Below are 13,752 nucleotides of genomic sequence, written 5' to 3' on the forward strand. Positions count from 1 at the left end.
CCGGAAACTGCACACTCAGGCAGATGTCAGCGCCGCCAAGGCCATCTGCTCCAGTATGGGCCTGGCTGATTTCACTGCGATCCTGCGGCCGTGATGCCGGACCGAATGCGGGGTGGAGTTGATCAACCCGAAGGCTGCGTGTGCCCGGACGCGCAGGCCTGCGATGTCCGCGTCGGCATGAATCCGGGCCAGAACATCCACCCAGGTCTCTACATAACTGCGTTGCAGGGAGCGGACCTCGGCCTGGTCTGCCTCAGTGAGGCTGGCGAAATCACGGTCCTGTACCCGGATGACATCCGGATTGCTCAGGGCGAAGTCCACCTGGAATTTCACCAGGGCTTTCAGGGCGTCCCCTGGGCTGCCGGCTTCCGCAACAACGCGACGGCCGCCCTCCAGGAGGTCGCGGCTGACACTGAGGAGCAGTTCACCCAGAACCGCCTGTTTTCCCGGAAAGTGCCGGTACACCGCCGGTCCGCTTACACCGGCCGCGGCTCCCAGGTCTTCCAGGGATACGCGGCTGAATCCGTTGTCCGCGAAGAGTCCGGCTGCGGCTGACAGCAGTGCCAACCGGCGGAGCTCTTTGGCTTGGCTCCGCTGGGTTGTGGCGGCACGGGAGCCTTCGGCGTGTGCTTCCGGGCTTGCTGTCATGGTGTCCTCCTCGTGCCCGTCCCAACGCAGGCGGCAGGAGCCCCGCTGTGCTGGACATGTCAGTTAATAAAGACTAACCTAAATTTCAGTTACATGGCACTAACCGAAATGGCCGTGGGCCGGGAATGGAACAGGGGTCGATGGAGACAATTGCCAGCCTGACGGGAGCTGCCGCCGGCACCTTCGAGGCCAACCAGGAGGCGCAGCGTGCCTTGGTGGAGGAACTGAAGGAGCGCCTCGCCGCGGCAGCACTGGGTGGACCGGCCAAATCCCGGGAGCGGCACGTTGCCCGGGGAAAGCTCCTGCCGAGGGAGCGCATTGATTTCCTGTTGGATGAGGGCAGCCCGTTCCTTGAGATCGCGCCTCTCGCCGCCAATGGCATGTACAACGACGATTCACCCGGCGCCGGGGTGATCGCCGGCATCGGCTTGGTCCATGGCCGGCACGTCCTGGTGATCTCCAATGATGCGACGGTCAAGGGCGGTACGTACTACCCGATGACCGTGAAGAAGCACCTCAGGGCCCAAGAGATTGCCCTGGAGAACAAGCTTCCGTGCATCTACTTGGTGGATTCCGGGGGAGCGTTCCTGCCCAAGCAGGACGAGGTCTTTCCGGACAAGGAACACTTTGGCCGGATCTTCTACAACCAGGCCAGGATGTCTGCGGCCAAGATCCCACAGATCGCCTCCGTGATGGGCTCCTGCACTGCCGGCGGTGCCTACGTCCCGGCAATGAGCGACGAAACAGTCATCGTCCGCAACCAAGGCACCATCTTTTTGGGCGGGCCTCCGCTGGTCAAAGCAGCCATCGGCGAGATCGTCACCGCGGAGGAACTGGGCGGTGGCGACGTCCACTCAAGGATCTCCGGGGTCACCGATCACCTGGCCGAGAACGACCAGCATGCGCTGGAAATCGTCCGGGACATCATAGCGACGTTGCCGAAGCCGGCGCAGCCGGCCTGGGACGTGCTCGACGTCGTCCTGCCGCCCGTCGTCGACCCCTCGGAGATCTACGGTGTGGTTCCCACAGACGTCAACGCCCAATATGACGTCCGGGAAGTCATCGCACGCCTCGTGGACGGTTCCGAATTCCATGAGTTCAAAAAGAACTATGGCACCACCCTGGTGACCGGTTTCGCGCACCTGCATGGCCACCCCGTGGGGATCGTGGCCAACAACGGAGTCCTTTTCAGCGAGTCGTCGTTGAAGGGTGCCCACTTCATTGAGCTGTGCGATCAGCGGGGCATTCCCTTGGTCTTCCTCCAGAATCTCTCCGGGTTCATGGTGGGAAAGGACTACGAACAGGGCGGCATCGCCAAGAACGGCGCCAAGATGGTCACGGCAGTGGCGACGGCCCGGGTGCCGAAACTGACCGTGGTGATCGGCGGCTCCTTCGGCGCGGGAAACTACTCCATGTGCGGCCGGGCTTATTCGCCGCGTTTCCTCTGGATGTGGCCCGCTGCCCGCATCTCCGTCATGGGCGGAAACCAGGCCTCCAGCGTCCTGGCAACAGTCAAAAGGGACCAATACGAGGCCGCCGGCCAGGAATGGTCCGTCGAGGACGAGGAAGCCTTCAAGGCCCCCATCAAGCAGCAGTACGAGGACCAGGGCAGCCCCTACTACTCCACCGCCCGGCTGTGGGATGACGGCATTATCGACCCCGCTGACACGCGGCGGGTTCTGGGCATGGCCCTCGACGTCGTTTCCCGCCCGCCACTGCCGGAGACCTCTTTCGGCCTCTTCAGGATGTGACCATGACCCTGCCAACAACAGCTACAGAACCAACAACAGCCACAGAACCCACAGTCTCAGCGCAGACCTTTTCTGCCGTCCTCGTTGCCAACCGAGGTGAGATCGCCTGCCGTGTCATCCGAACCCTAAGGGACATGGGCATCCGCTCAGTCGCCGTCTATTCGGAAGTGGACAAGGACGCCAAACACGTCAGCCTGGCGGATACGGCCGTCGCCATTGGCGGAACGTCACCTGCGGACAGCTACTTGAAGATCGACGCCATCATCGACGCGTGCCGCCGCAGCGGAGCGGAGGCCGTTCATCCGGGCTACGGCTTCCTGTCCGAGAACGTTGCGTTCGCCAAAGCGTTGGACGCTGCCGGCATCACGTTCATCGGACCCGGTATCGGTGCCATCGAAGTGATGGGAGACAAGATCCGGTCCAAGAACCACGTAATGGCCTACGACGTTCCCTGCGTTCCCGGCATCGCCAAGCCCGGACTCACTGACCAGGATCTCATTGAAGCAGCCACCGAAGTCGGCTTCCCGCTCCTGATCAAGCCATCGGCAGGCGGCGGTGGCAAGGGTATGCACGTGGTGGAACGGGCCGAGGACCTGGCCTCCACGCTTCTGACGGCGAGGCGCGTCGCAGCGTCCGCTTTCGGTGACGACACTCTCTTCCTGGAACGGCTCATCCGGGCTCCCCGGCACATCGAAGTGCAGGTCCTGGCCGACAACCACGGAAACGTCATCCACCTCGGCGAGCGCGAATGTTCCCTGCAACGACGGCACCAAAAGGTCATCGAAGAAGCTCCCTCCGCGCTTTTCGAATCACTGGCGGACGGCGCTGCCCACAGGGCGCGGATCGGCGAGGCGGCCTGCAACGCAGCGCGTTCGGTCAATTACAGCGGCGCCGGAACCGTCGAGTTCCTGGTGTCCGACGAACATCCGGATGAGTTCTTCTTCATGGAGATGAACACCCGGCTGCAGGTGGAGCATCCCGTCACTGAGCTGGTCACGGGAATCGACCTCGTTGAATGGCAGGTGAGGATCGCCGCCGGTGAGGTGCTCACCGTGGCGCAGTCCGACGTCGTACTGCAAGGCCATGCCGTGGAGGCGCGGGTGTACGCGGAGGTGCCCGAGCGGAACTTCATGCCGTCGATGGGGCGCATCGTGGCACTCGCTGAGCATGGCGCGGCGGACGCCGCCGTGTCCGGTCAGCAGCAGGCCCATGCCAATGTGCGGATCGACTCCGCCATGCGGGACGGGCTGCAGATCACGGGTGACTACGATCCCATGCTCGCCAAAGTTATCGCGTGGGGAGCGGACAGGGCCGCCGCACTGGACACGCTGGATGCTGCGCTGGGCCGTTACACCTTGCTGGGCGTGGACACGAACGTCGAGTACCTTCGACTCCTGATCAACGACGCCGATGTCCGTGCCGGGCACCTCGACACCGGGTTGATTGAACGCAAGCTGCCGTCCATGGAGTTCCGGCACGCAGGCCCCAAGGAACTGATCGCGGCCGCCCTCACGCTGTGGCTTGAACGCCCGGCCCCGGCGCTCGCAGGAGATGCGTGGAAGAGCGCCGACGCTTGGAGGGTCGGGGCTCCCGGTGCCTGGACCGCGACCTTTGGCGTCCCAGGCGCCGCCATGGCTACGGTCGCCGTCACTGAAAAAGCCGGCACCGTGACGGCAAGGGTCGACGACGGCGAACCGGTGGGCGTGCGGGTGGCCGACCGCAGCGGGACCGGGATAACCCTGGAGTTCGACGGCGGTCAGGTCACCTATGCGGTGGCCACGGCGGACGCAGCACGGGAGATCTTCGTGGGCAACGATGGCTGGTCCTGCCGGCTTGAGGTCCTTGACCGGGCCGGGCGCCTGCAACGGATGCTCGCGGGGATCCAGCGCGTCGAAGGAGCAGCCGATCCGGAAGTGCGCTCGCCCATGCCGGGGACGGTGGTTTCCGTGTCCGTGGCCAACGGTGACGTGGTCGAGGAAGGACAGGTCCTCCTGGCTGTTGAAGCCATGAAGATGGAGCACCAACTTGTGGCGTCCGTCGCCGGAACCGTCCACCTCACCAGCAAACCCGGCGATCTGGTCAAAGCCGACCAGGTGCTCGCCACCATCCATGCAGCGGCCGCCGCAGAAGACACGGCCAACGCGGGCCGCGACACCAACAACGGCCGGAACCCAGACAAGAGCCAGAACCCAGACAAGGAAGTCCAGCCATGAGCACGTTTGAACTGACAGAGGAATACCAGGACCTCAGCGATTCCGTCAGGGAGTTCGCCGACGAGGTAGTAGCCCCTGTCTCCGCCAAGCACGACGAAGAGCACAGTTTCCCTTACGAAGTGGTCAAGCAGATGGGGGAGATGGGCCTGTTCGGCCTGCCGTTCCCCGAGGAATTCGGCGGGATGGGCGGAGACTACTTCGCGCTCGCCTTGGCGTTGGAACAGTTGGGGCGCGTAGACCAGTCCGTGGCCATCACCTTGGAAGCCGGAGTATCGCTGGGGGCCATGCCGGTTTACCGCTTCGGCACCGAAGAACAGAAGCAGGAGTGGCTGCCGCAGCTGGCATCCGGCCGGTCCTTGGCCGGTTTCGGGTTGACCGAGCGTGAAGCCGGATCCGACGCCGGCGGCACCAAGACCAACGCCCACCTGGAAAACGGCGAGTGGGTCATCAACGGCAACAAGGAGTTCATTACCAACTCCGGCACGGACATCACTACCCTGGTCACCGTCACAGCAGTGACAGGCCGGAAAGAGAACGCCGACGGCAGCACCAAGAAGGAGATCTCCACCATTCTGGTGCCGACGGACACGCCGGGGTTTACCGCAGAAAAGCCCTATAACAAGGTGGGGTGGAACGCGTCGGACACCCACCCGCTGACCCTGGACAACGTCCGGGTTCCCGAAGCCAATCTGTTGGGCGATCGCGGCCGCGGTTATGCCAACTTCCTCTCCATCCTGGACGAGGGCCGGATCGCCATCGCTGCCCTGGCCACGGGTGCGGCCCAAGGTTGCGTGGACCTGTCCGTGAAGTACGCCAAGGAGCGCAGCGCGTTCGGACAGAACATCGGCAAGTACCAGGCCATCCAGTTCAAGATCGCCCGCATGCAGGCCAGGGCCCACACAGCCCGCCTTGCCTACTACGACGCAGCCGCGAGGATGCTGGCGGGCAAGCCGTTCAAGACCGAAGCAGCCATAGCTAAGATGGTCGCAGGCGAGGCAGCCATGGACAACGCGCGGGACGCCACCCAGGTGTTCGGCGGCTATGGCTTCATCAACGAATTCACGGTGGCACGCCATTACCGCGACTCCAAGATCCTTGAGGTCGGCGAAGGCACCACCGAAGTCCAGTTGATGCTCATCGCCCGCGAGCTGGGTCTGTAACCGTACGTTGGGTCGGCAGTGGCAGGGAAGGATCAAGGATGATTGACAAGGTTGTTGCCAGCGCCGCCGAAGCGGTGAAGGACATCCCGGACGGAGCCTCGCTCGCGGTAGGGGGCTTTGGCTTATGCGGTATCCCCGTTTCCCTGATTGAAGCCCTTCATCAGCAGGGAACCACGGACCTGGAAACTGTCAGCAACAACTGCGGCGTGGACGATTGGGGCCTGGGAATCCTCCTCAAGGACGGCCGCATCCGCCGCACCATCAGTTCGTACGTGGGCGAGAACAAGGAGTTTGCCCGGCAGTATCTGGCGGGGGAGCTTGAAGTTGTCCTCACCCCGCAGGGCACCTTGGCGGAGAAGCTACGCGCCGGCGGCGCAGGCATCCCGGCCTTTTATACCAAGGCCGGCGTGGGAACCCAGGTGTCCGAAGGCGGCCTCCCGCAAAAGTACGACGCCGAAGGCAACGTTGCGATTGCTTCGGCGCCGAAGGAGGTGCGGGCTTTCAAGGATGGCGACTACGTCCTGGAAGAGTCTTTGACCCCGGACTTCGGGCTGGTCCATGCCTGGAAGGGGGACCGCCACGGCAACCTTGTTTTCCATGCGACGGCCATGAACTTCAACCCTCTCTGTGCCATGGCGGCCCGGGTGACGATTGCCGAGGTCGAGGAACTCGTGGAACCGGGGGAGTTGGATCCGGAGCACATTCACACGCCGGGTATCTTCGTTCAGCGGGTCGTCGTAGCAGGAGCTGCGGAGAAACGGATCGAAAAGCGCACCGTCGCGTTGATCTCCGCAACAAACGGACAGACAGGAGCTTCATGATGGCCGACAACACTTATCAGGACTTACCGCCACGTCCCGAAGCAGTACGGCACGAGTACCGGCGGGCCGACGTCGAACACCACGAAGCAAAAGGCTGGACCCGCAACGAACTGGCCGCCCGCGTGGCCAAGGAACTGGTCAACGGACAGTACGTGAACCTGGGAATCGGGATGCCCACCCTGATCCCCAACTACATCCCGGACGGAGTGGAGGTCATCCTCCACTCCGAGAACGGCATCCTCGGAGTTGGCCCGTACCCTACCGAGGACAGGGTCGATCCCGACCTCATCAATGCCGGCAAGGAGACCGTGACAACCAACCCGGGTGCTGCGTTCTTCGACTCGGCGTCCTCGTTCGGCATGATCCGCGGCGGACACGTGGACGTGGCGGTCCTGGGAGCGATGGAGGTCGCTGCCAACGGCGATCTTGCCAACTGGATGATCCCCGGCAAGATGGTCAAAGGCATGGGCGGCGCCATGGACCTGGTGTTCGGTGCCAAGAAGGTCATCGTCATGATGGAGCACGTCGACCGCAACGGCCAGCCAAAGATTGTCCCGAGCTGCACGCTTCCCCTCACCGGCAAGGGCTGTGTGGACAGGATCATCACGGACCTGGCGGTGATCGACGTCGTCAAGGACGAAGGTGATCCGCGGTTGGTGTTGCGCGAGCTCGCCCCGAACGTCACCCTAGACGACGTCCTGGCGGCCACAGGCGCCGAGCTGTTCGAAGAGGACCAGGAGCTCACTGTATGACGCGGGTCGTGGAACAACGCGGACTCTACTTCGACGAACTCGAAGAAGGCGTGATCTACGCCCACAAGCCCGGCCGCACCGTCACGGAGACGGACAACGTTCTCTTCACCACTTTGACCATGAACACCCAGGCGCTCCATCTGGATGCTGCGTGGAGTTCCGGACAGCCGTTCGGTCAGCGCCTCATGAATTCCATGTTCACGCTGTCCACCATGGTGGGGCAGTCGGTGACACAGCTGACGCAGGGGACCATCATTGCCCAGTTGGGGCTGACGGATGTCACGTTCCCGCACCCGCTGTATCACGGGGATACGCTGTACACGGAAACGGTGATCACGGGAAAGCGTCTGTCTTCGTCCCGGCCCGGACAAGGCGTGGTGACCATGCAGCACACGGGCCGCAACCAGGACGGTACCGTGGTAGCCCTGGCCACCCGCACCTGCCTGATGTGGACCAAGGAAGCGCACGCCGCGAACCTCGCCGACCATTAGTACGCGCAGCCATCAGCACGCCCAGCAGCAAGGAAATCCATGCACTCTCCCTTCACCATGGGCCCGGCCCTCCTCTTCTGCCCCGCCGACCGGCCGGAGCGTTTCGGCAAGGCCGCGGACCGCGCGGACGCGGTCATCCTGGACTTCGAGGATGCCGTGGCTCCCGCGGACAAGCCCGGGGCCCGTGATGCTGTTTTGAAGCAGCTGGGTGCCGGGGAACTGGACCCCCAACGGACCATAGTGCGTGTGAATCCCGTGGGAACCCGTGACTTCGAACTCGATCTCCAGGCCTTGGAACAAACGCCGTACCGGACGGTCATGCTGGCCAAAGCAGAAAGCGGACAACAGCTGCGGGCGCTGGCCGGCTACAGCGTCATCGCACTGTGTGAAACCGCATCAGGCATCGTTAATGCTTCCGCCATCGCGGCTGAGCCCAACACCGTTGCCATGATGTGGGGTGCGGAGGACCTCCTGGCTTCCTTGGGCGGACTCTCCAGCAGGAACGACGACGGCGGCTACCGCGCTGTCGCACTGCACGCGCGCTCCACTGTGCTTCTCGCAGCCAAAGCCGCCGGCAAGGAAGCAATCGACTCCGTGTACGTGAACATCCCGGACTTGGCGGGCCTGCTGACCGAGTCCGCAGACGCGGTGGCCAGCGGATTCGGGGCGAAGGCGTGCATCCACCCCAACCAGGTGGCCGTGGTCCGGGAGGCTTATGCGCCTGCCCCCGAAGCTGTTGCCCAAGCCGAAGAACTCCTCGAAGCAGCGGCCGCCGCAGGCTCAGGTGTGTTCCAGTTCAAGGGCAAGATGATCGACGGACCCATTCTCAAGCATGCGGAAGCGACGCTGCGCCGGGCCAGGCGTTAAACAGAACCGGCCCTTGTTGCGCAGCCACCGTAGACCGGTTTGCTGGGCGAACAAGGGCCGAATTCGTGTGCGTCCGCTATGACGCCTTAGGCGTGGACCGCCGTCGCGAGTTCAGTGAGTTCGACGGCAGCGGGCCTGGCAACCGTGCTCTTGATGACTTCGGCCTTCCCGCTCTTGGCCGAGGCGAGGACCGATTCCATGACGTCCAGTGCATGGAAGGCCAACTGGCCACCGGCCCGCGGTTCCTCACCGGCGGGTGTCGCGGCGAGGTCTGCGATGCCGAAGCCGCGGCCCGAGTCCTTGTAGCCCGCAGAAACCGGGAGGGTTTCCCAGTCCTCGGCGCCAAGGGCGAAGAGCTGCACATCCCCGTCGAAATGGTTGGGATCCGGGACGACCAGCGACCCCTTTTCGCCGTGGATTTCGATGTTGGGACTCTTGGTCTTCACGGCGTCGAAGCTCATGAAGAGCGTGGACAGGGCCCCGGAAGCGTGGACCAGTACTCCGGTGACATGGGACTCGATGTCCACCGGGACCTTCTGCCCTTCCCGCGGACCTGAGCCGATGGTGCGTTCGTTTCGGGTATGGCTGGCCGCCCCCACCACCGACACCACGGGCCCCAGCAACGTGACCAATGCGGATACGTAGTACGGCCCCATGTCCAGCAGGGGCCCACCACCGGGCTGGTAGTAGAAGTCGGGGTTCGGGTGCCAGCGTTCGTGTCCGGGAGTTGCCATCGTGGCTGTGGCGGAAACCGGTGCACCGATCAGTCCGTCGTCGATCGCCTTGCGGGCTGTTTGAATACCGGTACCCAGGACGGTGTCCGGTGCACAGCCAACCAAGACACCCGCGGCGGACGCAGCCTCAAGTACCTCCTTGGCCTCAGTAGTTGTGGCTGCGAGGGGCTTTTCGCCGTACACCGATTTGCCGGCGGCGATTGCCTTGAGTGCGATCTCCGCGTGAGCAGCCGGGATGGTCAGGTTCAGCACCAGCTCGACATCATCCGCTGCCAAAAGCCCGTCCACACTCAGCGCCCTGACGCCCTCGTAGGAGTCGGCCACAGCCTGCGCCCTTGCGGGATCAAGGTCTGCCACGGCCACCAGATTCACCGAATCCAGCCGGCGGAAGTTTGCCAGGTACTGGGCAATGATGGCGCCGCAGCCGATGATGCCGACGTTGAGCGGCTTGGCGGGGTTCAGCGGGATGCCCACAGCATGCCCCTTTCGATGATGGTGCGGACGTTGCTGTCCTGCAGGATTTCCACCCTGTGGCCGGGGGTGCAGACGAAGATTTTGCCCTTGCCCCACTGGCGTGTCCAGATGGCCGGCGAGGTAACTTCGCGGTTCCAAGGATCCCACTCACGTACTTTTTGGGTGGTGGTGGCCAGGACATCAACGTAGTCGTCGCTCAAAACCCAGTACTGCTCCGTGACGAGGTCAAAATCGCCAATTCCCTGGGTAATGGGGTGTTCGGCTGCGGCGGGCAGCATGTTCACCGTGTAGGGAACATAATTGTCCGATTGCTCCCCGGTCTGTTCGTCCGAGTGCTTACCCGGGTGGCAGGCGAACTGGCCACCGATGAGATGGAGGTAATCGGAGTTGTTGCGGTAGGAATCGGCGATTCCGCCGTGCCAGCCGGCCAGTCCCGTGCCGTTTTCGACGGCGGTCCGCAGCCCTTGGAACTCGTCCTTCTCGATGGTGGACATGGTCATGCATTGGACGATCAGGTCCACACCGGCCATATATTCAGCGTCGGCATATATCTTGGGTGACTCTTCGACGCGGACGTCGTAGCCGTTGTCCCGCAAGTAGGGGAGGAAAAGCTCCGTGGCCTCGATTGGCTGGTGTCCATCCCAGCCGCCGCGGACCACCAACGCGGTCTTGTTATTGCTTGTCATGGTTTCCTTCGTATCGGGGCGTGTTCGTTGGAGTCAGGGTAGGGATTCAGCGTGTTGCGAAGGCCGCATCAAAGGCAGCGGCCGGAGGACTGATGGCAGCGAGTTCGCGGACCATCTTGAGCGCCTGGGGAGCGCCCACCAACCGGTCCATGCCGGCGTCCTCCCATTCGATGCTGGTTGGTCCTTCATAACCAACAGCGTTCAAGGTGCGGAAGATCGGCTCCCAATTCACGTCGCCGTGACCGGCCGTGACGAAGTCCCACCCGCGGCGGGGATCCGCCCAGGGCAGGTGGGAACCAAGACGGCCGTTTCGTCCATTGAGTTGCCGGACGGATTCCTTGACGTGGACATGGAAGATCTTGTCGGCAAAGTCCTGCAGGAACATCACCGGGTCCAGGTCCTGCCAGATGAAGTGGGACGGGTCGAAGTTCAAGCCAAAGCTCTCCCGCGGCCCGATGGCTTCCAGGGTGCGCTTGGCTGTCCAGTAGTCGTAGGCGATTTCCGATGGGTGGACTTCCAGGGCGAAGCGGACACCCACTTCGTCAAAGACGTCCAGGATGGGATTCCACCGATCGGCGAAGTCCTGGTAGCCGCGCTCAATCATGGCATCCGAAGCCGGTGGGAACATGGCTACGCACTTCCAGATGGACGAGCCAGTGAAACCGGTGACCGTCTTGACGCCCAGCCTCGCGGCGGCGCGGGCCGTGGTTTTCATGGCTTCAGCCGCGCGTTGGCGTACGCCTTCAGGGTCACCATCGCCCCATACCGCCGGGGCGAGGATGTCACGGTGCCGCTCATCGATGGGGTCATCGCAGACGGCTTGTCCGGTGAGGTGGTTGGCAATGGCATGGACAGTCAGGTTGTGCTTTTCCAGGATGTCGAGCTTTCCCTGAAGATAAGCGTCGTCCTCAACCACTTGCAGGGGATCCAGATGATCGCCCCAGCAGGCGATTTCCAAGCCGTCAAAGCCCCACTCGCCTGCAAGCCGTGCCACTTCCTCGAACGGCAGATCAGCCCACTGGCCGGTGAAGAGGGTGATTGGTCGGGTCATGATGCTTCCTTGTCGACGTTCTGCCAGCGGCTTGCGTTGTCCGCGCTGGTCTCGACTGCGGCCAGTACCTTTTGCACCTGCAAGGCATCAGCGAACGACGGCGAGGGCTGCTCGCCTGCGTCGATCGCGTTCACGAGGTCCACAACCTGATGGGTAAATCCGTGCTCATAGCCCAAACCATGTCCGGTGGGCCACCAGTTGGCGGTGTAGGGATGGGATGGTTCGGTGACCATGATCTTCCGGAAGCCCGCGTCCGGTTCCAGCGCCGCTTCATAGAACTGCAGTGAGTTCATGTCCTCGAAATCGAAAGCCAGGGAACCCTTGGTGCCGTTGAGCTCCAGGCGCATGGCATTCTTGCGTCCCAGGGCAAAGCGGGTGGCTTCGAAGATGCCGATGGGTCCTGACTCGAACCGCGCAGTGAACAGGGCCGCATCATCAACGGTTACCGGGCCACGTGGTCCATCTGAACCGCCGTGGCCGCCCAACCCCACGAAATCGCCGCCCACCGGGCGTTCCTTGACGAAGGTTTCCAGCAGCGCAGAGACTCCGGTGATATTGAGGCCGGTGATCCATTGCGCGGCGTCGATGCTGTGGGCTCCGATGTCGCCCAGGGAACCGGAACCGGACTTGGATTTGTCCAGCCGCCACGTCAGGGGAGCGTCCGCATCGCTGAGCCAGTCCTGGAGGTACTGGGCGCGGACATGGCGGATTTCGCCGAGCCGGCCTTCTTCAACCATTCTCTTTGCCAGTGCCAAAGCAGGCGTGCGGCGGTAGCTGAAGCCGCACATGGACAGGACTCCGCGCTCGGCTGCTGCCTGCGCGACGACTGTCATCTTTTCGGCTTCCTCCACGGAGTTGGCCAAGGGCTTTTCGCACAGGACATGCTTGCCGGCCTCGAGCGCGGCAATGGCGATCTCGGCATGGGTGTTGCCCGGGGTGCAGATGTCGATCAGGTCGATGTCGTCCCGTTCGATCAACCGCCGCCAGTCGGTTTCGGTGGATGCCCAGCCGTATTTGGCTGCCGCAGCCTTGACACCGTCAGGATTCCTGCCTGCCACGGCCGTAAGTTCCGGTGTCCGTGGCAGGTCAAAGAACCGCGGTGCGGTACGCCAGGCGTGGGAGTGCGCGGCGCCCATGAAGGCGTAGCCCACCATTCCTACACGCAGTGGTTTTGCTTGTGTCACAGGGGAGTCCTTTCTATTTGCTGAAGCCTGCGGTCAGGCCGCTGACCAATTGGCGGCGTCCAAGGACATAGATCACCAGGATGGGCAGCGTGCTCAGCACGACCGAGGCGAGAACGGCAGGGATGTTGACGCTGAACTCACCCTGGAAGGACCACAGACCCAAGGGCAGGACGCGCAGTCCGGGACTCTGGGTGAGCACGAGCGGGAGCAGGAAGCCGTTCCAGACATGCAGGCCGTTGTAGATAGCCACGGTGACGATGGCGGGCTTGGTCAATGGAAGAGCCAAACGCCACATGGTCTGCCACTCGCTGCACCCGTCCAGGCGCATGGATTCGAAGAGCTCGTTCGGAACGTCGCGGATGAAGTTGGACAGGATCAATACCGTCAGCGGTATGGCGAACGCAATGGACGGAAGCATGATGGCCAACAGGCTGTCATAGAGATTCAGTCGGATGATCATCAGGTAGATCGGGATGATGGTGGCCTGAAGGGGAATTGCCAGTCCCATCAGGAAGACACCGTTGACGAACTTCAAGTACCTGCCCTTGCCGCGCACGATCGCGAAGGCCGCCATGAAGGCGATCAGGACCGTGGGGATAACCGATCCCAGTGTGACGATGACGCTGTTCATGAAGTAAGTGGCGAAGTTGGCTTCAAGAACCAGCTGGTAGTTCTCCAGGGTCGGGGCTGTCGGCAGCGCCATCGGATTTTGTCCGAAATAGCCTTCGGAGGTCTTCAGGCTGGTGATGACGATGTAGTAGACCGGAATGATGATGACGGCCAGCCAGATCCAGCCGCCGAGGCCGCCGGGGATGTTGAGCCGCCTGATCCGTGTGCCAAGGCTTTGCTTGGCTTTGATCGACGATGCCGCAGAGGCGGGTGTTCCGGGTTTTGAGTCGCTCTTGAGGACAGTACTCACG

The 13,752-nt window shown here is 62.9% G+C and carries 13 protein-coding genes; 7 read left to right on the forward strand and 6 right to left on the reverse strand.

Going from position 1 to position 13,752, the window contains the following annotated elements; translation table 11 throughout:
* Window positions 1-15: 15 nt before the first annotated feature.
* The gene (locus HMI60_RS11390) at window positions 16-648 is read right to left on the reverse strand and encodes a TetR/AcrR family transcriptional regulator (protein ID WP_110505771.1); all 633 of its coding nucleotides are present in this window, start codon (window positions 646-648) and stop codon (window positions 16-18) included.
* 140 nt (window positions 649-788) lie between these two features.
* Between HMI60_RS11390 and HMI60_RS11395 the strand changes: the two genes are divergently transcribed.
* The 7 genes from HMI60_RS11395 to HMI60_RS11425 are packed head-to-tail and all read left to right on the forward strand — an operon-like array spanning window position 789 to window position 8,703.
* Window positions 789-2,399 carry a carboxyl transferase domain-containing protein gene (locus HMI60_RS11395; protein ID WP_110505772.1) on the forward strand — a complete coding sequence of 537 codons (1,611 nt, stop codon included), beginning with the start codon at window positions 789-791 and terminating at the stop codon, window positions 2,397-2,399.
* Window positions 2,400-2,401: 2 nt separating this feature from the next.
* Entirely contained in the window at window positions 2,402-4,612 is a 2,211-nt protein-coding gene (locus HMI60_RS11400; RefSeq protein ID WP_193589682.1) for a biotin carboxylase N-terminal domain-containing protein, read from the forward strand.
* Window positions 4,609-5,772, forward strand: a complete 1,164-nt coding sequence (locus HMI60_RS11405) for an acyl-CoA dehydrogenase family protein (RefSeq protein ID WP_193589683.1) — start codon at window positions 4,609-4,611, stop codon at window positions 5,770-5,772. The genes HMI60_RS11400 and HMI60_RS11405 overlap by 4 nt, the downstream gene beginning before the upstream one ends.
* Before the next feature lie 38 nt (window positions 5,773-5,810).
* On the forward strand, window positions 5,811-6,593 hold the full coding sequence (locus HMI60_RS11410) for a CoA transferase subunit A (protein WP_018779010.1): 783 nt from the start codon (window positions 5,811-5,813) through the stop codon (window positions 6,591-6,593).
* Window positions 6,593-7,345, forward strand: coding sequence for a CoA transferase subunit B (locus tag HMI60_RS11415; RefSeq protein WP_193591167.1), 753 nt, complete (start codon window positions 6,593-6,595; stop codon window positions 7,343-7,345). Before HMI60_RS11410 ends, HMI60_RS11415 begins: the two co-directional genes overlap by 1 nt.
* Entirely contained in the window at window positions 7,342-7,836 is a 495-nt protein-coding gene (locus HMI60_RS11420) for a MaoC family dehydratase (RefSeq protein WP_018779012.1), read from the forward strand. Before HMI60_RS11415 ends, HMI60_RS11420 begins: the two co-directional genes overlap by 4 nt.
* A gap of 39 nt (window positions 7,837-7,875) precedes the next feature.
* A complete protein-coding gene (locus HMI60_RS11425; RefSeq protein ID WP_193589684.1) occupies window positions 7,876-8,703 on the forward strand; it encodes a CoA ester lyase in 828 nt (275 codons plus the stop codon).
* 86 nt (window positions 8,704-8,789) lie between these two features.
* Here HMI60_RS11425 and HMI60_RS11430 read toward each other — a convergent pair whose 3' ends face one another.
* The 5 genes from HMI60_RS11430 to HMI60_RS11450 are packed head-to-tail and all read right to left on the reverse strand — an operon-like array spanning window position 8,790 to window position 13,751.
* Complete coding sequence (locus HMI60_RS11430; RefSeq protein WP_055977972.1) at window positions 8,790-9,911, reverse strand: Gfo/Idh/MocA family protein; 1,122 nt, start codon at window positions 9,909-9,911, stop codon at window positions 8,790-8,792.
* Complete coding sequence (locus HMI60_RS11435; RefSeq protein WP_018779015.1) at window positions 9,896-10,597, reverse strand: ThuA domain-containing protein; 702 nt, start codon at window positions 10,595-10,597, stop codon at window positions 9,896-9,898. Before HMI60_RS11435 ends, HMI60_RS11430 begins: the two co-directional genes overlap by 16 nt.
* A 46-nt stretch (window positions 10,598-10,643) precedes the next feature.
* A complete protein-coding gene (locus HMI60_RS11440; protein WP_193589685.1) occupies window positions 10,644-11,648 on the reverse strand; it encodes a sugar phosphate isomerase/epimerase in 1,005 nt (334 codons plus the stop codon).
* Complete coding sequence (locus tag HMI60_RS11445) at window positions 11,645-12,832, reverse strand: Gfo/Idh/MocA family protein (protein WP_026267330.1); 1,188 nt, start codon at window positions 12,830-12,832, stop codon at window positions 11,645-11,647. The genes HMI60_RS11440 and HMI60_RS11445 overlap by 4 nt, the downstream gene beginning before the upstream one ends.
* A 13-nt stretch (window positions 12,833-12,845) precedes the next feature.
* The gene (locus HMI60_RS11450; RefSeq protein ID WP_018779018.1) at window positions 12,846-13,751 is read right to left on the reverse strand and encodes a carbohydrate ABC transporter permease; all 906 of its coding nucleotides are present in this window, start codon (window positions 13,749-13,751) and stop codon (window positions 12,846-12,848) included.
* Between the last annotated feature and the right edge of the window lies 1 nt (window position 13,752).

The sequence above is a fragment of the Paenarthrobacter sp. YJN-D genome, assembly GCF_015040335.1.
Lineage (GTDB): Bacteria > Actinomycetota > Actinomycetes > Actinomycetales > Micrococcaceae > Arthrobacter > Arthrobacter nicotinovorans.

Bases quoted from the DNA above. Each gene is read 5' to 3' on its own strand.
- HMI60_RS11390 (WP_110505771.1), bottom strand. From the start codon at position 648: ATGACAGCAAGCCCGGAAGCACACGCCGAAGGCTCCCGTGCCGCCACA.
- HMI60_RS11395 (WP_110505772.1), top strand. From the start codon at position 789: ATGGAGACAATTGCCAGCCTGACGGGAGCTGCCGCCGGCACCTTCGAG.
- HMI60_RS11400 (WP_193589682.1), top strand. From the start codon at position 2,402: ATGACCCTGCCAACAACAGCTACAGAACCAACAACAGCCACAGAACCC.
- HMI60_RS11405 (WP_193589683.1), top strand. From the start codon at position 4,609: ATGAGCACGTTTGAACTGACAGAGGAATACCAGGACCTCAGCGATTCC.
- HMI60_RS11410 (WP_018779010.1), top strand. From the start codon at position 5,811: ATGATTGACAAGGTTGTTGCCAGCGCCGCCGAAGCGGTGAAGGACATC.
- HMI60_RS11415 (WP_193591167.1), top strand. From the start codon at position 6,593: ATGGCCGACAACACTTATCAGGACTTACCGCCACGTCCCGAAGCAGTA.
- HMI60_RS11420 (WP_018779012.1), top strand. From the start codon at position 7,342: ATGACGCGGGTCGTGGAACAACGCGGACTCTACTTCGACGAACTCGAA.
- HMI60_RS11425 (WP_193589684.1), top strand. From the start codon at position 7,876: ATGCACTCTCCCTTCACCATGGGCCCGGCCCTCCTCTTCTGCCCCGCC.
- HMI60_RS11435 (WP_018779015.1), bottom strand. From the start codon at position 10,597: ATGACAAGCAATAACAAGACCGCGTTGGTGGTCCGCGGCGGCTGGGAT.
- HMI60_RS11440 (WP_193589685.1), bottom strand. From the start codon at position 11,648: ATGACCCGACCAATCACCCTCTTCACCGGCCAGTGGGCTGATCTGCCG.